The sequence below is a fragment of the Tritonibacter mobilis genome (assembly GCF_001681715.1).
Taxonomy (GTDB): Bacteria; Pseudomonadota; Alphaproteobacteria; order Rhodobacterales; family Rhodobacteraceae; genus Epibacterium; species Epibacterium mobile.
The window spans coordinates 78,501-98,105 of record NZ_LNWY01000003.1; the positions used below are offsets into that span (position 1 = coordinate 78,501).

19 protein-coding genes and 1 riboswitch are annotated in these 19,605 nt (G+C 64.1%); of the genes, 17 read left to right on the forward strand and 2 right to left on the reverse strand.

Annotated features, from left to right (window positions below):
- Positions 1–109 precede the first annotated feature (109 nt).
- The 7 genes from UB90_RS22400 (at position 110) to glpD (ending at position 7,047) form a co-directional block, all read left to right on the forward strand.
- Positions 110–397 (forward strand): (2Fe-2S)-binding protein, encoded by a 288-nt coding sequence (locus tag UB90_RS22400; RefSeq protein WP_074712556.1) that lies wholly within the window; start codon positions 110–112, stop codon positions 395–397.
- Entirely contained in the window at positions 351–836 is a 486-nt protein-coding gene (gene bfr, locus UB90_RS01910) for a bacterioferritin (RefSeq protein ID WP_005628455.1), read from the forward strand. The genes UB90_RS22400 and bfr overlap by 47 nt, the downstream gene beginning before the upstream one ends.
- Before the next feature lie 34 nt (positions 837–870).
- Positions 871–2,379 (forward strand): di-heme oxidoreductase family protein, encoded by a 1,509-nt coding sequence (locus UB90_RS01915; RefSeq protein ID WP_065326435.1) that lies wholly within the window; start codon positions 871–873, stop codon positions 2,377–2,379.
- Positions 2,379–3,395: an imelysin family protein gene (locus UB90_RS01920; protein WP_065331870.1), complete on the forward strand. Its 1,017-nt coding sequence runs from the start codon at positions 2,379–2,381 to the stop codon at positions 3,393–3,395. The genes UB90_RS01915 and UB90_RS01920 overlap by 1 nt, the downstream gene beginning before the upstream one ends.
- A gap of 45 nt (positions 3,396–3,440) precedes the next feature.
- A complete protein-coding gene (locus UB90_RS01925; protein ID WP_065326433.1) occupies positions 3,441–4,514 on the forward strand; it encodes a DUF1513 domain-containing protein in 1,074 nt (357 codons plus the stop codon).
- Between the two features lie 165 nt (positions 4,515–4,679).
- A complete protein-coding gene (locus tag UB90_RS01930) occupies positions 4,680–5,474 on the forward strand; it encodes a DeoR/GlpR family DNA-binding transcription regulator (RefSeq protein WP_065326432.1) in 795 nt (264 codons plus the stop codon).
- Complete coding sequence (glpD, locus tag UB90_RS01935; protein WP_065326431.1) at positions 5,467–7,047, forward strand: glycerol-3-phosphate dehydrogenase; 1,581 nt, start codon at positions 5,467–5,469, stop codon at positions 7,045–7,047. The genes UB90_RS01930 and glpD overlap by 8 nt, the downstream gene beginning before the upstream one ends.
- A gap of 112 nt (positions 7,048–7,159) precedes the next feature.
- Here glpD and cobO read toward each other — a convergent pair whose 3' ends face one another.
- Positions 7,160–7,834, reverse strand: a complete 675-nt coding sequence (gene cobO, locus UB90_RS01940) for a cob(I)yrinic acid a,c-diamide adenosyltransferase (RefSeq protein ID WP_065326533.1) — start codon at positions 7,832–7,834, stop codon at positions 7,160–7,162.
- A gap of 24 nt (positions 7,835–7,858) precedes the next feature.
- A riboswitch (cobalamin riboswitch) is annotated at positions 7,859–8,095 on the forward strand.
- A gap of 99 nt (positions 8,096–8,194) precedes the next feature.
- Here cobO and UB90_RS01945 point away from each other — a divergent pair.
- The 7 genes from UB90_RS01945 to cobJ all read left to right on the forward strand — a co-directional run bounded on the left by UB90_RS01945 (position 8,195) and on the right by cobJ (position 16,425).
- Complete coding sequence (locus tag UB90_RS01945; RefSeq protein ID WP_065326430.1) at positions 8,195–8,674, forward strand: DUF1636 family protein; 480 nt, start codon at positions 8,195–8,197, stop codon at positions 8,672–8,674.
- A 19-nt stretch (positions 8,675–8,693) separates the two neighbouring features.
- Entirely contained in the window at positions 8,694–9,728 is a 1,035-nt protein-coding gene (cobW, locus tag UB90_RS01950) for a cobalamin biosynthesis protein CobW (protein WP_065326429.1), read from the forward strand.
- A gap of 126 nt (positions 9,729–9,854) precedes the next feature.
- On the forward strand, positions 9,855–13,100 hold the full coding sequence (gene cobN, locus UB90_RS01955) for a cobaltochelatase subunit CobN (RefSeq protein WP_065326428.1): 3,246 nt from the start codon (positions 9,855–9,857) through the stop codon (positions 13,098–13,100).
- On the forward strand, positions 13,097–14,254 hold the full coding sequence (gene cobG, locus UB90_RS01960) for a precorrin-3B synthase (RefSeq protein ID WP_065326427.1): 1,158 nt from the start codon (positions 13,097–13,099) through the stop codon (positions 14,252–14,254). The genes cobN and cobG overlap by 4 nt, the downstream gene beginning before the upstream one ends.
- A 1-nt stretch (position 14,255) precedes the next feature.
- A complete protein-coding gene (locus tag UB90_RS01965) occupies positions 14,256–14,885 on the forward strand; it encodes a precorrin-8X methylmutase (protein ID WP_065326426.1) in 630 nt (209 codons plus the stop codon).
- Between the two features lie 2 nt (positions 14,886–14,887).
- Positions 14,888–15,619: a precorrin-2 C(20)-methyltransferase gene (locus tag UB90_RS01970; RefSeq protein WP_406707416.1), complete on the forward strand. Its 732-nt coding sequence runs from the start codon at positions 14,888–14,890 to the stop codon at positions 15,617–15,619.
- Entirely contained in the window at positions 15,616–16,425 is an 810-nt protein-coding gene (gene cobJ, locus UB90_RS01975; RefSeq protein WP_065326424.1) for a precorrin-3B C(17)-methyltransferase, read from the forward strand. The genes UB90_RS01970 and cobJ overlap by 4 nt, the downstream gene beginning before the upstream one ends.
- Here the strand turns inward: cobJ and UB90_RS01980 are convergent.
- The gene (locus tag UB90_RS01980) at positions 16,422–17,183 is read right to left on the reverse strand and encodes a cobalt-precorrin-6A reductase (RefSeq protein ID WP_065326423.1); all 762 of its coding nucleotides are present in this window, start codon (positions 17,181–17,183) and stop codon (positions 16,422–16,424) included. The two genes, cobJ and UB90_RS01980, sit on opposite strands and share 4 nt — an antisense overlap.
- Between UB90_RS01980 and UB90_RS01985 the strand changes: the two genes are divergently transcribed.
- From UB90_RS01985 to cobM, 3 genes are read left to right on the forward strand one after another with little or no spacing between them, the layout of a single operon-like run.
- Entirely contained in the window at positions 17,182–18,390 is a 1,209-nt protein-coding gene (locus tag UB90_RS01985; RefSeq protein ID WP_065326422.1) for a bifunctional cobalt-precorrin-7 (C(5))-methyltransferase/cobalt-precorrin-6B (C(15))-methyltransferase, read from the forward strand. The genes UB90_RS01980 and UB90_RS01985 overlap by 2 nt on opposite strands.
- The gene (locus tag UB90_RS01990; protein WP_065326421.1) at positions 18,387–18,749 is read left to right on the forward strand and encodes a cobalamin biosynthesis protein; all 363 of its coding nucleotides are present in this window, start codon (positions 18,387–18,389) and stop codon (positions 18,747–18,749) included. Before UB90_RS01985 ends, UB90_RS01990 begins: the two co-directional genes overlap by 4 nt.
- Complete coding sequence (gene cobM / locus UB90_RS01995; protein ID WP_065326420.1) at positions 18,746–19,540, forward strand: precorrin-4 C(11)-methyltransferase; 795 nt, start codon at positions 18,746–18,748, stop codon at positions 19,538–19,540. The genes UB90_RS01990 and cobM overlap by 4 nt, the downstream gene beginning before the upstream one ends.
- Positions 19,541–19,605 lie beyond the last annotated feature (65 nt).

Sequence of the window (19,605 nt, forward strand, 5' to 3'; positions counted from 1 at the left end):
ACGATTTCCTGAGCAAATCTGTCTTATTTATCCTTGAAAACTTATTCTTTTGCTCAGATATTGAGGCGAGCAAGTAGCCTATAGAATCTCTTGGGATAACAGCCCCGCCATGATCATCTGCCACTGCACTGCGATCTCGGATCACGACATCCATTCGGCCATCGACTGGATGCGCAGCTCTGACCCGCAAACTATTATAACTCCTGGGAAAATTTATCGCGCCCTCGGTAAGAAGGCGGATTGTGGCGGTTGCATGTCGCTCTTTCTGGACACCATGCGCGCCAACGCTAAGGTTAGTGTACCTGCACATCTGCAGAACCTGCGTATAGCCATTTCTCCGGAGAGCAATTATGAAGGGCGACCCCAAAGTCATCGAATATCTCAACAAGGCGCTTAGGAGCGAGTTGACAGCGGTCAGCCAGTACTGGCTGCATTATCGCCTGCAACAGGATTGGGGCCTCGGCCACATGGCCAAGAAGAGCCGCGAGGAAAGCATCGAAGAGATGAACCACGCGGACAAGCTGATCGACCGGATCATCTTCCTCGAGGGGCATCCCAACCTGCAAACGCTCGACCCGCTGCGCATCGGCCAGACGCCCAAGGAAACCTTGGAATGCGATTTGGCCGCAGAACAAGAGGCCCGCGCCCTCTACAAGGAAGCGGCAGAGTACTGTAGGACCAATGGTGACTTCGTCTCTGAGGAGCTGTTCAAAGAGCTGCTGGCCGACGAAGAAGGCCATATCGATTTCCTGGAGACCCAGCTTGAACTGCACGACCGCGTTGGCGAAGAAAAATACGCGCAACTCAACGCCTCCAAGATGGACGAAGCCGAGTAACACGGTCTTTCTTCTGAGTGCGGCCCTCACTCTGGTGCTGGCCGCACCGCTTCATGCAACCGACCGCGCCGCCCCTCCCGCACCGGATGGCCTATCGGAGCCGCATCTCTCCTTTCTGCCCCGAACCAAAGACGAAACCAGCCGCATTGCGCGCGTCACCGCCCCTGCGCGCGATTTCACCGCGCCCGAGCCATTCGAGGAAAACCCCGCCGGGGCCGCCACCCTGCCCGTTCGCAACGACCGCGAGGTTTTTAGCACGCCGCCCGTGAACCTGACGTTTGAACAGGGTCTGGAGTTTCGGCTGGGCGAGGCCTTGTTTGACAAACTCTGGGTGTTCTCGCCATCCTCGACCCGCGCGTCTGATGGGCTGGGTCCGGTCTACAACGCACGTGCCTGCCAACGCTGCCACATCCGCGACGGGCGGGGGCATCTGCCCGAGGGGCCCGATTATCGCTCCGCCTCGACCTTTCTACGCGTCTCCATTCCCGGCCCGGTGCCCCCTATGTTGCGCGCCATTCCCGACTATATCGGCATGTCGCCAGAGCCGACCTATGGCTGGCAATTGCAGGATTTCTCCAGCCCCGGCGTCAATCCCGAATACCGCCTGTCGGTGACCTACACCGAGGAAGAAATCACCCTGAATGGCGGCGAGGTGGTCCGCCTGCGCAAACCCTCGTTTGAAGCCACCGCGCTGAAATACGGCCCGCTGCATGCCAAGGCGATGCTCTCGCCGCGCGTGGCTCCACCGATGATCGGCCTTGGCCTGTTAGAGGCGATCCCGGCGGCTGATATCCTCGCCCTTGCCGACCCCGACGATCAGAACGGCGATGGCATTTCTGGGCGACCAAACCTCGTCTGGTCCAAGGAATTTGGTCAGGTGATGCTGGGGCGCTTTGGCCTCAAGGCGGGCACCGCCACCATCCACGAACAATCCGCAGCGGCGTTTTCCGGCGATATCGGCATCTCGACACCGCTGTTTCCGCAGCCCTATGGCGATTGCACTGCCTTGCAGGACGCCTGCCGCAGCGCGCCGCACGGCGACAAAGATGTGCGCGTGACCGAAATTGACCAGCCCAATATGGATCTGGTCACCTTCTACAGCCGCAATGTCTCGGTACCTGCCCGCCGCGATCTGGACGCGCCCGAAGTGCTGCGCGGCAAATCCGTGTTCTATGACAGCGGCTGCGCCAGTTGCCACCGGCCCAAATTTGTCACCCACCGCCTGCTTGATCGCCCCGAGCAGAGCTTTCAGCTCATCTGGCCCTATTCCGATCTGCTATTGCACGACATGGGCGAAGGCCTTGCCGACAACCGACCCGAAGCGCGTGCCACCGAGCGCGAATGGCGCACCGCACCGCTCTGGGGGATTGGCTTGACGCAGCAGGTCTCAGACCGCGCCACCTTCTTGCATGATGGCCGCGCCCGCACTTTGCTGGAAGCCATCCTCTGGCATGGTGGCGAGGCTCAAGCCGCCCGCGACACCATCGTCGCCTTGCCCCCTGATGATCGCGCCGCCCTTATCACCTTTCTGGAGTCTCTTTAATGTCTGTCTTGTCTCGACTGGCGTCCACTGCCTGCGCCCTTGTTGCTCTCACCGGAATGGCGCGCGCGGATGCGCTCACGGATGCGGTCATCGACCAGCATATCCTGCCCACCTACGCGCGTCTGGCCACCGAGACTGCCGAATTTGCGACCCTTACAGAGAACGACTGCGCCCCCACATCAGAGGCCGTGCGCGCCGCTTGGGGTGAGGCCTTTGACGCATGGGTTGCGGCCAGCCACCTGCGTTTTGGCCCTTCCGAATCTGACAATCGCGCCTTTGCCATCGCGTTCTGGCCCGACAGCCGCTCCAAGACCCCAAAGGCCCTGCGCAGCCTGCTGTTGGACAGCGACCCGGTGGTCAACACGCCCGAAGACTTCGCCACCGCCTCAGTCGCGGTGCGCGGGTTTTATGCGCTGGAGTACCTCTTTTATGACCCCGCCTATGCGGATCTGACGTCCCCGGACTATGCCTGCGCGTTTGTCAAAGCGGTCGCGCAAGGTGTGTCGCGAAACAGCGCCGCGATTTTGACCGAATGGCAAGAGGACTACGCCGACAAGCTGCGTCACCCCGATGACCGTTACCGCAGCGATGAGGAAGCGCATCAGGAACTGTTCAAAGCGCTCACCACCGGGCTGGAGATCCTCGCCGATATGCGCCTTGGCCGCCCGCTCGGCACATTTGACAATCCGCGCCCCAATCGCGCCGAGGCCCGCCGCTCTGGCCGCTCTTTGCGCCATGTGCAGATCCAGCTGGATAGCCTGCGTCAGCTGGCACAACTCCTGTCCGAATGCGATCAGGAACTCTCGCAACATCTGACACAGCTGTTCGACAAGGCCGACCGCCATGCCGCGAACCTTGTCGATGACCCCAGTTTTGCCGGGGTGAGTGATCCGCAAAAACGCTTTTTGTTGGAGACGCTGCAACAGGATGTGCGCGAGATCAAAGAAATCGCCGCATTGGACCTTGGCCCCAAGCTGGGGGTGGAGGCCGGGTTCAACGCGCTGGATGGCGACTGACCCGACACTTCACAACCCATTCCGATCAAAGACAGGAGTTCACAAATGCCCTCTCGACGCGGCTTCATTGCAGGCCTGATGGCCAGCAGCATGGCCCCTTCCGCCACTTGGGCGGACGCGGGCGCGCCCGCCTATCTCTCTGCGGGCAAGGACGAACTGGGGCTGTTTGTGGTCGCGGGGCTCTCTGAGGCGGGCGAGGTGCTGTTTCGCCATTCCCTGCCGGATCGGGGCCATGCCGCCAGTGCCCACCCCACACGGCCCGAAGCGGTGGCCTTTGCCCGCCGTCCCGGTCGGTTTGCCGATGTGATCGACTGCCGCAGCGGCGCGCAACTGGCGCGACTGGAGCCACCGGAGGGGCATCACTTCTACGGTCACGGCGTGTTCTCCCCCGAGGGCGAGGTGATGTATACGACCGAGAATGCCTTCGAGAGCGGCGAAGGCATGATTGGCGTCTGGAACGCCCGCGACTATCGCCGCATCGGCCAGTTTCCCTCCGGCGGCATCGGCCCGCATGAAATGCTCTTGCGCCGCGACGCCCCCGGTCTGGTGGTCGCCAATGGCGGCATCGAGACTCACCCGGATACTGGTCGCGCCAAGCTCAACATCCCCTTTATGCGCCCCAACCTCAGCTATCTGAGCCTGTCGGGCGAGATACAGGAGCAGATGGAACTGCCTTCGGATCTGCACAAGAACTCTATCCGCCATATCGCCGTGCGCAGCGATGGCACCGTGGGGTTTGCCATGCAGTGGCAGGGCGATCTGGGCGCAGTCGTGCCCATCGTGGGCCTGCATCACCCCGGCGATGCGCCGCGCCTGATGGCAGCGGACGACCCGCGCCTGCGCAACCTCAATGGCTATGGCGGCTCCATTGCGTTTTCTGGCGATGAGACGCAGATCGCCGTGACCTCGCCCCGCGGTGGCGTGGTGCAGGTAATGGACTGCGCCAGCGGTGCTTTGCTGGCCGAACATGCTCTCTTGGATGTCTGCGGCCTTGCGACCCTGCGCGAAGGTTTCCTCGCCAGCACCGGAACAGGTGCCGTGGCGCGGATCGGAACAGAGGTGGAGCACCTCGCCACCGCGCCGCTGGCCTGGGACAATCACCTCATTTCACTGCTCTGAGCCTCTCTGTCCGGCCACAAGGCCAAAAGCGCCGCCAGTTTCGGCCCAATCCCCTCCGCGCCCGCGCGAGGGGTTTTCTTTTTCACGCACAATCGCATCAAAACGAAAATTTCACATGACAAAACAAGCGATGTGACCTATATGCATCCGTGAAAAGGAAAGCTCATGGACGCAAACGACCGCCAAAACGAAATCCTCTCCCTGCTCACGCAGCAGGATCGTGTCGAGGTAGAAGACCTCGCGCGCCGCTTTGGTGTCTCGTTGCAGACCGTGCGCACCGACCTGCGCGATCTGTCTGCCCGTGGCCAGCTGAGCCGCGTCCATGGCGGTGCCGTGCGCATCAGCTCCGCCGCCAATCGCGGCTATGCCGAGCGCCGCAGCCTCAATGCCAGCGGCAAACGCGCGATGGCCGCATTGGCTTCCGATGTGATCCCTGAAAACTGTTCCATCGCGCTCAATATCGGCACCTCAACCGAACAGGTGGCACGTGCTCTTTCCGGTCACAAGGGCCTGACGGTCCTCTCCAACAATATCAACATTATCAATATGATGATGGGTATGGAGGCACGCGACCTGATCCTTGTGGGTGGCACCATCCGCCAAAGCGACGGTGCCATTGTCGGCGAAGAGGCGGTGGACTTCATCAACCGCTACAAGGTCGACTACGCCGTCATCGGCGCCTCCGCCATGGACGCAGACGGTGCGATCCTCGACCACGACGCCCGCGAAGTCTCCGTCGCCCGCGCGATCCTGAGAAATGCCCGCACGCGCATCCTGATGTGCGACGGCAGCAAATTCGACCGCTCCGCCCCCGTGCGCATCTGCGCCCTCGCGGAGCTGGATTTTGTCATCACAGACCGCCCTGTTCCGGCAGAGTTTGCCGAAGCCGCAGCCGCTTCCGGCACCCGAATCCTGATCGCAGACGGCGGCCCCGAAACCGAAAGCAGCGAAAATGACTGATACGCCCAAGACCTCCGACATCACCGACCTGTTCATCATCGGCGGCGGCATCAATGGCTGTGGCATCGCCCGCGACGCCGCTGGTCGCGGCCTCTCCGTGACATTGGCCGAAATGAACGACCTCGCCTCCGCCACTTCCTCGGCCTCGACCAAACTGTTCCACGGCGGCCTGCGCTATCTGGAATATTTCGAATTCCGTCTGGTGCGCGAGGCCCTGATCGAACGCGAGGTGCTGCTGCGGGCCATGCCGCATATCTCATGGCCGATGCGCTTCGTGCTGCCCTTCCACAAGGACATGCGGTTCGACAACACCACGCCGACCTCCAAACTGCTGACCACCTTCATGCCATGGATGAAAGGCCGCCGCCCTGCGTGGCTGATCCGGCTGGGTCTTTTTATGTACGACACGCTCGGCAAACGCGGCATCCTGCCCGGCACCGCAACCGTGGACCTGACCACGGATGAGGCAGGCAAGCCCTTGAACTCCAAATTCAAAAAGGCGTTTGAGTATTCCGACTGCTGGGTCGAGGACGCCCGCCTCGTGGTGCTCAACGCCCGCGACGCCGAGGCCCGCGGCGCAGAGATCATGACCCGCACCGAGGTTGTAAATGCCACCCGCCACGCGGATCACTGGGAAATCCACCTAAAGGATTTGGCCACCGGCACAGAAACCACCCGCCGCGCAAAAATGCTGGTGAACGCAGGTGGTCCCTGGGTGGCCGATGTGCTGCGCCAGAAGCTCGGACAAAACAGCCGCGAAAACGTGCGCCTCGTGCGCGGCAGCCATATCGTGGTGCCAAAACTCTACGACCACGGGCGCTGCTATTTCTTCCAAGGGCAGGACGGGCGCATCATCTTTGCCATTCCTTACGAGGAGGATTTCACCCTCATCGGCACCACCGACGCTGATCACCCCGATCCCGAGACCAAACCCATCTGCACCGAGGAAGAGCAGGACTATTTGGTCAAATTCGCGTCGAACTATTTTGACACACCCGTGACCCGCGACCAGATCGTCTGGACCTATTCTGGCGTGCGGCCCCTTTATGATGACGGCGCCAGTTCCGCTTCCGCCGCGACCCGCGAATACGTGCTGACGCTCGACAAGACACAGGCCCCGCTCCTCAATGTGTTTGGCGGCAAGATCACCACCTACCGCAAACTGGCCGAGGCGGCGCTGGATAAAATCAACGAGGTCTTCCCAAGCCTGCCTTCAGAGTGGACCGCAGGTGTGCCCCTGCCCGGCGGCGATTTCCCGGTCGACGATGTCACCCGCTTGCGCGAAAAACTGGCGCGCGAGTATCCCTTCCTGTCGGCCTACGCCACCCGCCGCCTGATCCGCGCCTATGGCACCGAGGCCTGGGCCATGCTGGGCGACGCCAAGGCGCAGAGCGATCTGGGCGAGAGCTTCGGCGCGACCATCACGGCCCGCGAACTTGACTGGGCGATTGCCCGCGAATGGGTGCGCACGGGCGAGGATTTTCTGTGGCGGCGCACAAAACTCGGCCTGCGTCTGGACCCTGATGCGCGCACTGCGGTCGACACATACATCCAATCCCGCGTCACCGACTAACAAAACAGACTGACAAGAGAGAGGGGCACAGCGCCCCTCCCTCTTCTAACTCAAAATATCCCGGAGCGCGAGGCAGCGCCTCGCATCCCCGCGCACGACACACGCTGAGGTTTCAGAACTCCACGCCCTTCTGAGCCTTGATACCAGCCCGGAACGGGTGCTTCACCTGCGCCATCTCGGTCACCAGATCGGCGATCTCGATCAGTTCTTCTTTGGCGTTGCGCCCGGTCAGCACCACATGGGTCATCGGCGGCTTATGCTCGACGAGGAACTCCAGAACCTCCTGCAAATCCAGATACTCATAGCGCAGCGCGATGTTGATCTCATCAAGCAGCACCATGGTGTTCTTCTCATCAAGGATCATTTCCTTGGCCTTTTCCCAGCCCGCGCGGGCCGCCGCAATATCGCGGGCCTTGTCCTGCGTTTCCCACGTAAACCCCTCGCCCATCGCGTAGAACTGGCACAGATCCGAGAAATTCTCCTCAATCAACGTCCGCTCGCCGGTCTGCCACGCGCCCTTGATGAACTGCACCACCGCCGAGGGCATGCCATGGGCGATGCAGCGCATGATCATGCCGAATCCTGAGGACGACTTGCCCTTGCCGGGGCCGGTGTGAACGATGATCAGACCCTTTTCACCATCCTTGGTTTTCATCATCCGATCACGGGCGGCTTTTTTCTTTGCCATCTTTGAGGCATGGCGTGCCGCTTCTTCGTCCGAGATGTCGGTTTCACTACTTGAGGTGGTCTGGTCGCTCACGGGGTCGCTCCTGCTGTTTGGCCCCATGTCTTGACAAAGAGTGCCCCCATGGCGCAAGGGATTTTCGTTGGTTCCCGAAGGTGACACCCTTCGGGCGAAGAGGGAATGTGACAAGGCGCGCCGCAGCGCGCCCCAAGCACAGCCGCCCCCGCGACCGTGACCGGAGAGGTCTCCCGACGCCACTGGCGCACCCCTAGGGGCGGCACCGGGAAGGCGGGACGACCGTCAGCGCCCCACCCGGGTCTGGCATCCGCAAGCCGGGAGACCTGCCAGCGCGTGTGAAACCGGCGGACGGGGTGTGCCGCGACCGGTTGAGGGCCTGCCACATGTGGCATGCGCCCCCATCTGGCCTGCCCCGCCTCGCCGCTGAGGAGGAGAAAAGGCCGCATGGGAGATACCCCCAGCCAGAGCCCGGAGCCGGTTGTCCTGACCGTCTGCACCACCTGTCGCCAGACCGGCAGCGATCCCGAAGCCATGCGCCCCGGCCGCATCCTTGCCGACCGTCTTGCTGGCAGCGCGCTGCCCGAGGGCGTCACCGTGCGCGGGGTCGAGTGCCTCTCAGCCTGCTCGCGGTCCTGCACGCTACATCTCTCCGGTGGCCCTGCGCGCTGGAGCTATATCTACGGCGATCTCGACCCGGATGCCCATCTTGAGGACATCCTCGCCGGTGCGGCCGCCTATGCCGCGACCGAGGATGGGTTTGTGCCATGGCGCGAACGCCCGGTGGTGTTTCGCAAACAATCCATCGCCCGTATTCCGCCCGTCTCCATGCCGAGCGTCGCGCTGACCCCGACACCCGCACCGGAGCGTCGCGACACCGCCAATGACACCCCAGACACGCCTGCCACCGAGCTTACGCAGGATTGACCCGAAAGGCCCATTTCACATGACCACTTTGAACAAAATCCCCGTCACCGTCATCACCGGCTTTCTGGGGGCAGGAAAAACCACTCTGATCCGTCATCTGATGCAAAACCCGCAGGGCAAGCGCCTCGCCGTGGTGGTGAATGAGTTTGGCACCGCTGGTGTCGATGGCGACATCCTGAAATCCTGCGCCGATGACAATTGCCCGGCGGAAAACATCATGGAACTCGCCAATGGCTGCATCTGCTGCACCGTGGCCGATGATTTCATCCCTACCATCGAGAGCCTGATGGCGCTGCCCGAGCCACCCGAGCATATCGTCATCGAGACCTCTGGTCTGGCGCTGCCGAAACCGCTGCTCAAAGCCTTCGACTGGCCCGCGATCCGCTCGCGCATCACCGTCGACGGGGTGATCGCTCTGGCCGATGCCGAGGCCGTCGCCAAGGGCCAGTTCGCCCCCGATTTGGACGCCGTGCAGGCCCAGCGCGAGGCGGACGAGAGCCTTGACCATGAAACACCTCTGTCCGAGGTCTTTGAGGATCAGATTTCCTGCGCGGACATCGTGCTTTTGTCCAAGGCCGATCTGGCCGGTGAGGCCGGCGTCGAGAAAGCCCGCGCCATCATCGAGGCCGAGGCCCCGCGCAAGCTGCCGATCCTGCCGATGACCGAGGGCGTGATCGACCCACGCGTGATCCTTGGTCTGGGGGCCGCCGCCGAGGACGACCTTGAAGCCCGCCCCAGCCATCACGATGGCCATCACGATCACGAACATGACGATTTTGAGTCCATCGTGGTCGAAATGGGCGAAGTCTCCGATCCCGAAGACCTGCAAAAACGGATCATCGAGATGGCTCGCGCCCGCAACATCCTGCGGGTGAAGGGCTATGTGGCCGTGGAAGGAAAACCGATGCGAATGCTGGTACAAGCGGTGGGCGAGCGCCTGCGCGCGCAATACGACCAACCCTGGGGCGCACAGGAGCGCAAGACCCAGCTGGTGGTGATCGCCGAGCATGATAACATCGACACGGCAGGCATCCACGCCGATCTCGGGGCCTGAGTTTCAACACCAAGGGCGCTGACCTCTCGCCGTGAGGTCCCGCCCGACCCTCCCCCGGGAGGGCGCGTCGCACCCACCCAGGGTCAGACGTTGCCCTCTCCGATTTGAACGAAGCGGACCAACCTCATGCACGTCGTCTTCCGCGAAAGCCACGGGCTCGGAGAAACAGACACCCCCTATGACGTCGGGCAGACCCCCGGCGATCTGGTGGTGCTGTCCTTTTCCGACAGTGACCTTGGCGCATTTGCAGCGGGCTGGCATCGCGCGGACGGCAAACTTCCCTCCACTCGGCTTGCCAATCTGGTGGCGCTCAAACACCCGCTCTCGGTCGATGTCTACGCCGAACAAACGCTGGAGGGCGCAAAGGGTGTCTTGGTCCGGCTGATCGGTGGCGAGAGCTACTGGTCCTACGGTCTGGCCACGCTTCAGGATCTGGCCCGGCGCAAGGGCATCGCGCTGGCGATCCTGCCCGCCGACGGTCAGGAAGATCCGCGCCTTGATGAGCTGTCCACCCTGCCGGCTTCCACCCTGCGCCGCCTTCAGGCGCTGTGCGATGCGGGCGGTGCTGTCGCCGCGCAGGCGGCACTGGCGCAGCTGGCGCTGGCCTCTGGCCTTTATGCCAGCCCGGTGATCGGCAAGAAAACCGTGCCGGATTTCGGGTTCTACGACCCCGACCGAGGCGCGCTGGATGCCCTGCCCGAGATCGACAAACCCCTGATCCTGGTCAGTTTCTATCGCTCTTATCTGACGTCTGCCGACACCGCCCCTGTGGATGCGATGATCCGTAGCCTGCGCACGCGCGGGTATGCCGCCTATGGCGTTTTCGCACCGAGCCTCAAGGTCCCCGAAGCGGTCGACTGGCTACGCGCGGAACTGCCCGCCCTGAACCCCGCCGCACTCATCAACGCGACCGCCTTTTCCGCGCAGGGGCGCGATGGCAGCGCCTCCCCGCTGAGCCTCACGGGCTGTCCGGTGTTTCAGGTGGCGCTGTCTACGGCCCGGCGCAAGGATTGGGATCTGGCGGATCGCGGCCTGTCGCCTGCGGATCTGGCCATGCATGTGGTCCTGCCAGAGGTGGACGGTCGGCTGTTTGCGGGTGTTGTCAGCTTCAAATCCCCCACCAAACGCGATCCCGATCTGGAATATTCCCGTTTCACCCACCGCGCCGATCCGGAGCGAGTAGAGGCGGCGCTGGATCGCATCGAGGCGCATCTGCGGCTCGCCCGACAAACGCCCGCCGACAAACGCCTCGCGCTGGTGCTCTCGACCTATCCGGGGCGCGATTACAACCTCGCTCACGCGGTGGGGCTGGACGCGCTGGCCTCAACGTCCGAGATTTTGCGCGCCCTTGCGACCGAAGGCTATGACGTCACCGCCGAGGCAGACCTTGGCGCGCGCCTCTCGGATGAGACGCTGACATGGCCGCTCTCGGACTATCTCGCCGCGCTCGACCGCCTGCCCGCCTGCTTGCGCGCGGATCTCACCGCGGCTTGGGGCGCGCCCGAGCAGGACCCCGCGATCAGGGGCGGTCTCGTGCACTTTCGCGCGCTGCGCGCGGGCAAGGCGCTGATCGCGCTGCAACCCGAACGGGGGGACGTGCAATCCCGCGATGACGACTATCACGACCTCGACCGCACGCCGCGCCATGGCTATGTCGCCTTCTATCTCTGGCTCCAGAGGCAAGCAGATGCGCTGGTGCATGTGGGGGCCCATGGCACGCTGGAGTGGCTGCCGGGCAAGGCGGTGGCACTCTCGGGGCAATGCTGGCCCGAGGTGCTGGCGGGGGATCTGCCGGTGATCTATCCGTTCATTGTCAATGATCCGGGCGAGGCCGCGCAGGCCAAACGCCGCATCGGTGCCATCACGTTGGGCCACATGCCGCCGCCGCTGGCTCAGACCACGCTACTCGACGGTATGACGCGGCTTGAAAGCCTCTTGGATGAATATTCCACCGCCGACGGTCTGGATCCTGCGCGCCGCGACCGGCTGATCGCCGACATCCGCGCCGAGGCGCAGGGCACTGGCGTCGAAGAAGATCTGGGCATCCCCACCGACGCCTCGGCCGCAGAGGCCATTACCCGCATCGACCGTTTTGTCTGCGACATCAAGGAAAGCCAATACGGCGAAGGTCTGCATATCTTTGGCCAAGGCGATCACGGCGCGGCAGAGTTGCGCGGGGTGCTGGATGCGCTGGCGGGCAAGCTGGTCTCCCCCGGCCCGTCTGGCTCGCCCTACCGGGGGCGCTCGGATGTGATGCCCACGGGGCGCAACCTCTTTACCACCGATCCTCGCGCGGTGCCGTCGCGGGCGGCGCAAGCGCAAGGGGTCAAGCTGGCAGAAGAGCTGCTGCGCCGCCACCTGCAGGACCATGGCGACTGGCCGCGCGGGTTGGTGGTGGACCTGTGGGGCTCTGCCACCATGCGCACGGCGGGCGAGGAATTTGCCATGGCGCTGCATCTTGCGGGTCTTGCCCCACAATGGGACGCAGGATCAGAGCGTGTTTCGGGCTTTGAGATCATCCCGCTGGCGCTTCTGGGCCGTCCGCGCATCGACGTGACGCTGCGGGTATCCGGCCTGTTTCGCGACGTGTTTCCCGGCCTTGCCCAGATGTTCGAGGCCGCCGCTGCCGCACTGAGTGCCCGCGAAGAAGATCCAAGCGACAACCCCTACCTCAAGACCACACCGCGCGTCTTTGGCCCCAAGCCCGGGCTATATGGCCTTGGCATGACCCAGCATCTCGATGACTACTCCGAAGAGGCCCGCGCGGCAGCGGGCGAGGCCTGGCTTGCGGCCTCATCGCATGCGATTGACGCAAAAGGGGACATTCACGAGGCGCGCGCTGCGCTTGAGGATCGACTGCACAGCGCCGACAGCTTTGTACACCTGCAAGATCTGGCGGAAACGGATGTTCTGGTCGCCTCGGACTATGCCGCCCATGAGGCCGGTTTTGCCGCCGCGATGAAGCGTCTGGGCGCTGAGGCCCCAGCGCTTTATCACATGGACGCCACCCGTCTGGACCGCCCGCAGGCGCGCAGCTTGCAGGAGGAAATCGCCCGCGTCACCCGCGCTCGTGCCTCTGACCCGCATTGGGCGACCTCAATGATGAACCACGGCTTTCGCGGCGCGGCAGAGATTGCGGCAACGCTGGATCACATGGCGGCCTTTGCGCATCTGGCCCAGGTGGTGCCCGCGCATTTGTTTGACCTCTATTTCGAGGCCACTCTCGGGCGCGACGATCTGGTGGCGTTTCTGGAGCGCGAAAACCCCGCCGCCCTTCAGGCCATGCGGGATCGGTTCAACGCTCTGCGCGACGCAGGGCTTTGGGTGACGCGGCGCAATTCGATCCTTGCCACACTTGAGGGCGCAGCATGAGCTCCGCCCCCAAGGTCTATGGCTGGTGCCCCGGCGCGCTGAGGCCGATGATGTCCGGCGACGGGCTGGTGGTGCGCATCCGCGCGCCACTGGGGCGGCTCACGTCTGAGCGGGCCAAGGAAGTGGCGGATCTTTCCACGCGCTACGGCAATGGCGTGCTTGATCTTTCGGCGCGGGCGAACCTGCAGCTGCGCGGCGTCCACGAGGCCAGCCATCCCGCCCTGATCGCAGCGCTTCAGGATCTCGGGCTTGTGGAACAGAACGCACACGCCGAGGCACGCCGCAATATCCTCATGACGCCCTTCTGGGCTGAAGGAGACCGCAGCCACCATATCGCCTTGGCGTTGTCAGAGGGCCTCGCTAGGGCAGAGGACTTGCGCCTGCCCGGCAAGTTCGGCTTTGCCGTGGACGCAGGTCCGGCCCCCGTGTTGCAAGGCGCCGCTGCCGATATCCGCATCGAGGGTGCAGGCGACAGGCTGACCTTGCGCGCAGACGGTGCCGATGTGGCGCTGGAGGTGTGCAAAGACGATGCCGCAGCCGAGGCGCTGACCCTCGCGCGCTGGTTCCTTGACCAAGGCGGCGCGTCGGAGGGCCGGGGCAGGATGCACGCCCTGCTCGCGCGCCGCGCAGCCCCCGCATCGCATACCGCAGATGTCGCAAGGGGTGCTGCTCAGCCCGCCCCCGGCCAGACCCGCAGCGGCGCACTGGTTGCGCTGGAGTTTGGCCAGATCAACGCCGAGACCTTCGCCGCGCTTGCCGATCTCGGCCCCCTGCGCCTGACCCCCTGGCGGATGCTGCTGATCGAGAACGCCCACGACCTCGCGCCCCTACCCGGCCTGATCCTTGGCACAACGGATCCGCGCCTGCGGGTGAGCGCGTGCACCGGCGCACCCGGGTGCCTGCAGGCGCTCTCTGAAACCCGCGCGCTGGCCCGCGACCTCGCCTCGCATCTGCCGGAGGGCACCAGCCTGCACGTCTCGGGCTGCGCCAAGGGCTGCGCCCATCCCAAAGCTGCCGATGTAACCTTGACCGCCACCGGCACAGACCGCTTTGACCTCATTCGCAATGGCCGCGCAAACGACCGCCCCTTGCGTTCTGATCTCTCTGCGCGCACCCTGCGCGCTGCGCCGCACCTTCTGACGAAAGACACCTGACATGCTGCACACCTATGAGACCGATGGCGCCAAGATCTATGCCGAGAGCTTTGCCACCATCCGCAACGAGGCCAACCTCGCGCGCTTCACCAAAGACGAGGAGGTGGTGGCCGTGCGCATGATCCACGCCGCGGGCATGGTGGGGCTGGAGGAACATGTGCAATTCTCAGACGGGATGGCCGAAACCGCCCGCGCGGCGCTGGCGAATGGCGCGCCGATCCTGTGCGATGCCTATATGGTCTCCGAGGGGATCACCCGACCGCGCCTGCCTGCCGACAATGAGGTGATCTGCACCCTGCGTGACCCCAAAGTGCCGGAACTGGCCCGCGAGATGGGCAACACCCGCTCGGCGGCCGCGCTGGAACTGTGGCGTCCGAAACTCGACGGGGCCGTGGTCGCGATCGGCAATGCCCCCACCGCGTTGTTTCATCTTCTGAACATGCTCAAAGATCCCGCCTGCCCGCGCCCTGCCGCAATCATCGGCTGCCCCGTGGGCTTTGTCGGCGCACGCGAATCCAAGGAGGCACTGATGGAGGATCTGCCGGTGCCCGCGATGATCGTCAAAGGCCGCCTTGGGGGCTCTGCCATCACGGTTGCCGCAGTGAATGCGCTGGCATCATGGAAAGAATGACCATGAACGCGCCCAAAACCGGCAAAGTCATCTGCGCAGGCCTCGGCCCCGGCGATCCGGACCTGATGAGCGTCAAAAGCTGGCGCGCGCTGCAAGGCGCGACCCATGTGGCCTATTTCCGCAAGGCAGGCCGCGCAGGGCAGGCCCGCGCCATCGTCGAAGGCATCCTGCCCGAGGGCGTCACCGAATACCCGATGGAATATCCGGTCACCACCGAGATCCATTTCTCTGACCCCGAGTATAACCGCCAATTGGCCGCGTTTTATGACCAATGGGCCGACACATTGGCCGAGATTGCGGCGACGGACACGGTGGTGGTGCTCTGCGAGGGCGATCCCTTCCTTTATGGGTCGTTCATGCATCTGCACACCCGCCTTGAAGGCCGCGCGGAGGTGGAAATCATCCCCGGCATCACCGGCATGTCCGGCTGTTGGACCGCGACTGGCCAGCCGATCACCTGGGGCGATGATGTTCTGACCGTGGCGATGGCAACCCTCTCCGAAGAAGAGCTGACCAAACGCATCTCTGAGACGGACGCGCTGGTGGTCATGAAAATCGGCCGCAACCTGCCCAAGCTGCGCCGCGCGCTTGAGGCTGCAGGCCGACTTCAGGACGCATGGCTGGTGGAGCGCGGCACCATGCCGAGCCAGACAGTGCAAAAGCTCACCGAGATCACCGGCGATGTACCCTATTTCTCCATCGTGCTGCTGCACGGGCAAGGACGTCGCCCATGAACGATGCGCAAAAAGGCTGGGTGGTGATCGCGGGGCTTGGCCCCGGTGACGAACGCATGGTGATCCCCGAGGTGCAGGAGGTTCTGGCCGAGGCCACAGACGTGGTTGGCTATATCCCCTATGTGGCGCGCATCGCGCCGCGCGCGGGCCTGACGCTCCATGCCAGCGACAACCGGGTTGAGGTGGACCGCGCCACGCAGGCCCTGCAGATGGCGGCAGAGGGCAAACGCGTGGTCGTGGTCTCCTCCGGCGATCCGGGGGTTTTTGCCATGGCATCGGCGGTGTTTGAAGCACTGGAAGACGGGTCCAAGGCGCAGCCCGCGTGGCTCGACCTGGACATCCGGGTGCTGCCCGGCATCACCGCCATGCTGGCTGCCGCAGCGGCGATCGGCGCGCCTCTGGGCCATGATTTTGCGGCGATCAACCTCAGCGACAATCTGAAACCATGGGAGCTGGTCGAACGCCGGTTGCAGCTCGTGGGTGAGGCAGGTTTGGCGATGGCCTTTTACAACCCGCGCTCCAAATCCCGCCCGCATCAGTTTGCCCGCGCTCTGGACGTACTGCGCGCGGCTTGTGGCGCCGAAACCCTTATTACGTTCGCTCGTGATGTTACCAAACCGGGGCAGGAGATCCTCACCGTACCACTGAAGGATGCCCGGCCAGACATGGCCGACATGCGTACCGTGGTGATCGTCGGCAATCGCGACACGCGGCGCGTGGGGCCTTATGTCTATACGCCGCGCTTTGCACCCGGTCATCAACCTGGTCATCAAACCGGGCAGACCCCGACCGACAAGGACACCTAAGCGCCGTGCTCCAGCCAGCGCATCACCTCCGCGACAGTGCCTCGCACCGGGCGTGCGGGCACCTTGGGCCGGTCGATCATCACGACCGGCAAGGAGAGCGTGCGCGCGGCACTCAGCTTGGCTTCGGCACCTGCGCCACCGGCATTTTTGGCCACGATATGCGTGATCTTGTGCTGGCGCATCAGGGCCTCATCGCCAGCTGCCTCAAACGGTCCCCGCGCCACAACCGCGCTGGCATCGGGCAAAGACAGCGGTGCCTCCGGCGCATCCACCAGCCGCAGCAGATAGTGGTTTTTGGGCTTTGCCGCGAATTCCGCCACATGTTGCTTGCCGATGGCCAGAAACACCCGCGCGCCCGTCTCCGGCAGGGCGGCAACGGCACTTGCCATATCCACCACATGGATCCAGTGATCGCCCGACTGCGGCTGCCACGCAGGCCTTTCAAAGGCCACCAGACCCACCCCCGCCTCAGCGCAGGCCCGTACTGCATTGGCGCTCATCTGCGCGGCAAAGGGATGGGTGGCATCGACCACATGGGTGATCCCCTCGCGGCGCAGATAGTCGACCAATCCAGACACGCCCCCAAACCCGCCGACACGGCAGGGCAACGGCTGCTCTGCCGGGCGCGCGGTGCGGCCTGCGTAGGAAAACACCGCCTGACGCCCGGCCACCGGATCGTCCGAAACCCAGGCTTGCGCCAAATGCGCCGCCAGATGCGAGGCTTCGGTGGTGCCGCCCAGAAGCAGGAGCTTGGTCATGTCTGATCCTCTGACAAAGGGCGGAGCGCGCCCGTGGCTGACCCTGATCGGGCTCGGGGAAAATGGCCCCGAAGGGCTGTCGGATGCAAGCCGTGCAGCACTTCGGGCCGCAGAAATCATCATCGGCGGGCCGCGTCATCTGGAACTGGTCGATGCAGGCGCACGTGGGCAGGTCTGGCCGGTGCCCTTTTCCACCACGCCGGTGCTGGCCGCACGCGGTCGCGCGACGGTGGTTTTGGCGTCGGGCGATCCCTTCTGGCACGGCGCAGGCGGCAGCCTGCTGCGCGATCTGGACCGCTGCGAATGGACGTCCCACCCGGCACCCTCCTGCTTTGCGCTGGCCGCCAATGCGCTGGGGTGGAAGCTGGAGGACACGCTCTGTCTGGGTCTGCATGCCGCGCCCTATGCGCGCCTGCGCCCGGTTTTGGGCCGTGGCACCCAAGCGATCTGCACCCTGCGCGATGGCGCGGCGGCGACGGAACTGGCCGCCTATCTATGCGAAATCGGCTTTGGCACCAGCGAGATCACCGTGCTGGAGCGCCTTGGCGGACCAAAGGAACGCGTCCGCACGACCACCGCCCAAGGGTTTGACCTCACCGACATAGACGCCCCCGTGGTGGCGGCACTCACGGCATCAGGCACGGGCCTGCCGCAGGCATCCGGCCTTGAGGATGCACTCTTTGCCAGTGACGGGCAGATCACCAAACGCCCCATCCGTGCGCTGACACTCTCGGCCCTCGCACCGCGCGTGGGCGAACATCTGTGGGATATTGGCGGCGGATCGGGGTCTGTCTCGGTGGAATGGTGCCTTGCGGCCCGAGGGGCCACGGCAACCACATTTGAGGCCCGCGCCGATCGGCTGGAAAATATTCGCCGCAATGCCGATGCTTTTGGCCTTTCGCATCGCCTGACAGCCCTTGAGGGCCGCGCGCCGGAGGTGCTGGAGGGTCATCCCCCGCCCAATTGCGTGTTTATCGGCGGCGGAGGGTCGCAGGCCCTCATTGACCACCTCTGGCAGATCCTGCCCGCAGGCACGCGCCTTGTTGCCAATGGTGTGACGCTGGAAACCGAGACCCTGCTAATGCAGGCTCATGCCACCCATGGCGGTCATCTGCTCAAAGCGGAGATCGCCGAAGCTGGGTCTTTGGGTTCCATGCGCAGCTGGGAACGTGCCCGTCCCGTGATCCAATGGAGCGTCACCCGATGATGGTCGCAGGTTTTGGCTTTTCCAACCGCGCCACCGAGGCAAGCCTCGCGGAGGCTTACACTGCGCTGCACACGCGCCCTGACCGGGTGGCAACCCTGCGCTCCAAGGCCGACAGCCCCGTGTTTCGCGCCTTTGCGCTGGCACAAAACCTCACGGTCGAGACCCTTGACGAGGGCCGGATCGCCGGAGTCGCGACCCCCACCCTTTCGCCGCGTATCCATGCGCGGTTCAACACCGGATCGGTGGCCGAAGCCTGCGCCCTTGTGGCAGCGGGCGCAGGCGCGCGGCTGATCCAGAGACGATGTGTGACCACGGACGGGCTTGCCACCGTGGCGCTTGCGGAGATGATAGAGAGATGACCGTTCATTTCATTGGTGCCGGACCGGGTGCCGCCGACCTGATTACCCTGCGCGGGCGTGACCTGATCGCGGCCTGTCCGGTGTGCCTTTATGCTGGCTCTCTGGTGCCCGAAGCACTGCTCAGCCATTGCCCTGAGGGGGCCAGGATCATCAATACCGCGCCCCTGTCGCTGGATGAGATCATGGCAGAGATCGCCGATGCCCACGCCGCCGGACACGATATCGCGCGGCTTCATTCCGGGGATCTGTCGGTCTGGTCTGCCATGGGCGAACAGCTGCGCCGCCTGCGCGATCTGAATATTGCTTATGACATCACCCCCGGTGTGCCTGCCTTTGCGGCTGGTGCGGCGGCGCTGGGGACCGAACTCACCCTGCCCGGCGTGGCACAATCGCTGGTGCTCACGCGCACCTCGGGGCGCGCCTCGGCGATGCCCGAAGGCGAGACGCTGGAGAATTTCGCCGCAACCGGCGCAACGCTTGCGATCCACCTGTCGGTGCATGTGTTGGACGATGTGGTGGCACGGCTCACGCCCGCCTATGGCGCGGAGTGCCCAGTGGCGATCGTGTGGCGCGCCAGTTGGCCGGATCAGAAGATCGTCAAGGCAACGCTTGGGTCCATAATCGAGGCAACCGAGGGCGCGCGCGGGCGCACTGCGCTGATCCTCGTGGGCCATGCCTTAGGCGCAGAGGATTTCGCCGAGAGCTGCCTTTATGGCGCGGACTATGACCGCCGCTATCGTCCGCAAAGTGCCGACAGCCCTTGGTCGGAATGGAGCGAAGGGGATGACTGATCGCGTGATGTGGCACACCAAGGTCAGCGCCCGAGCCTCGGTGGAGGCGCAAGCGACACGAGCGA

Coding starts and splice junctions, on each gene's coding strand:
- UB90_RS22400 (WP_074712556.1), top strand. CDS start 110: ATGATCATCTGCCACTGCACTGCGATCTCGGATCACGACATCCATTCG.
- bfr (WP_005628455.1), top strand. CDS start 351: ATGAAGGGCGACCCCAAAGTCATCGAATATCTCAACAAGGCGCTTAGG.
- UB90_RS01920 (WP_065331870.1), top strand. CDS start 2,379: ATGTCTGTCTTGTCTCGACTGGCGTCCACTGCCTGCGCCCTTGTTGCT.
- UB90_RS01925 (WP_065326433.1), top strand. CDS start 3,441: ATGCCCTCTCGACGCGGCTTCATTGCAGGCCTGATGGCCAGCAGCATG.
- UB90_RS01930 (WP_065326432.1), top strand. CDS start 4,680: ATGGACGCAAACGACCGCCAAAACGAAATCCTCTCCCTGCTCACGCAG.
- glpD (WP_065326431.1), top strand. CDS start 5,467: ATGACTGATACGCCCAAGACCTCCGACATCACCGACCTGTTCATCATC.
- cobO (WP_065326533.1), bottom strand. CDS start 7,834: ATGGGGCCAAACAGCAGGAGCGACCCCGTGAGCGACCAGACCACCTCA.
- UB90_RS01945 (WP_065326430.1), top strand. CDS start 8,195: ATGGGAGATACCCCCAGCCAGAGCCCGGAGCCGGTTGTCCTGACCGTC.
- cobW (WP_065326429.1), top strand. CDS start 8,694: ATGACCACTTTGAACAAAATCCCCGTCACCGTCATCACCGGCTTTCTG.
- cobN (WP_065326428.1), top strand. CDS start 9,855: ATGCACGTCGTCTTCCGCGAAAGCCACGGGCTCGGAGAAACAGACACC.
- cobG (WP_065326427.1), top strand. CDS start 13,097: ATGAGCTCCGCCCCCAAGGTCTATGGCTGGTGCCCCGGCGCGCTGAGG.
- UB90_RS01965 (WP_065326426.1), top strand. CDS start 14,256: ATGCTGCACACCTATGAGACCGATGGCGCCAAGATCTATGCCGAGAGC.
- UB90_RS01970 (WP_406707416.1), top strand. CDS start 14,888: ATGAACGCGCCCAAAACCGGCAAAGTCATCTGCGCAGGCCTCGGCCCC.
- cobJ (WP_065326424.1), top strand. CDS start 15,616: ATGAACGATGCGCAAAAAGGCTGGGTGGTGATCGCGGGGCTTGGCCCC.
- UB90_RS01985 (WP_065326422.1), top strand. CDS start 17,182: ATGTCTGATCCTCTGACAAAGGGCGGAGCGCGCCCGTGGCTGACCCTG.
- UB90_RS01980 (WP_065326423.1), bottom strand. CDS start 17,183: ATGACCAAGCTCCTGCTTCTGGGCGGCACCACCGAAGCCTCGCATCTG.
- UB90_RS01990 (WP_065326421.1), top strand. CDS start 18,387: ATGATGGTCGCAGGTTTTGGCTTTTCCAACCGCGCCACCGAGGCAAGC.
- cobM (WP_065326420.1), top strand. CDS start 18,746: ATGACCGTTCATTTCATTGGTGCCGGACCGGGTGCCGCCGACCTGATT.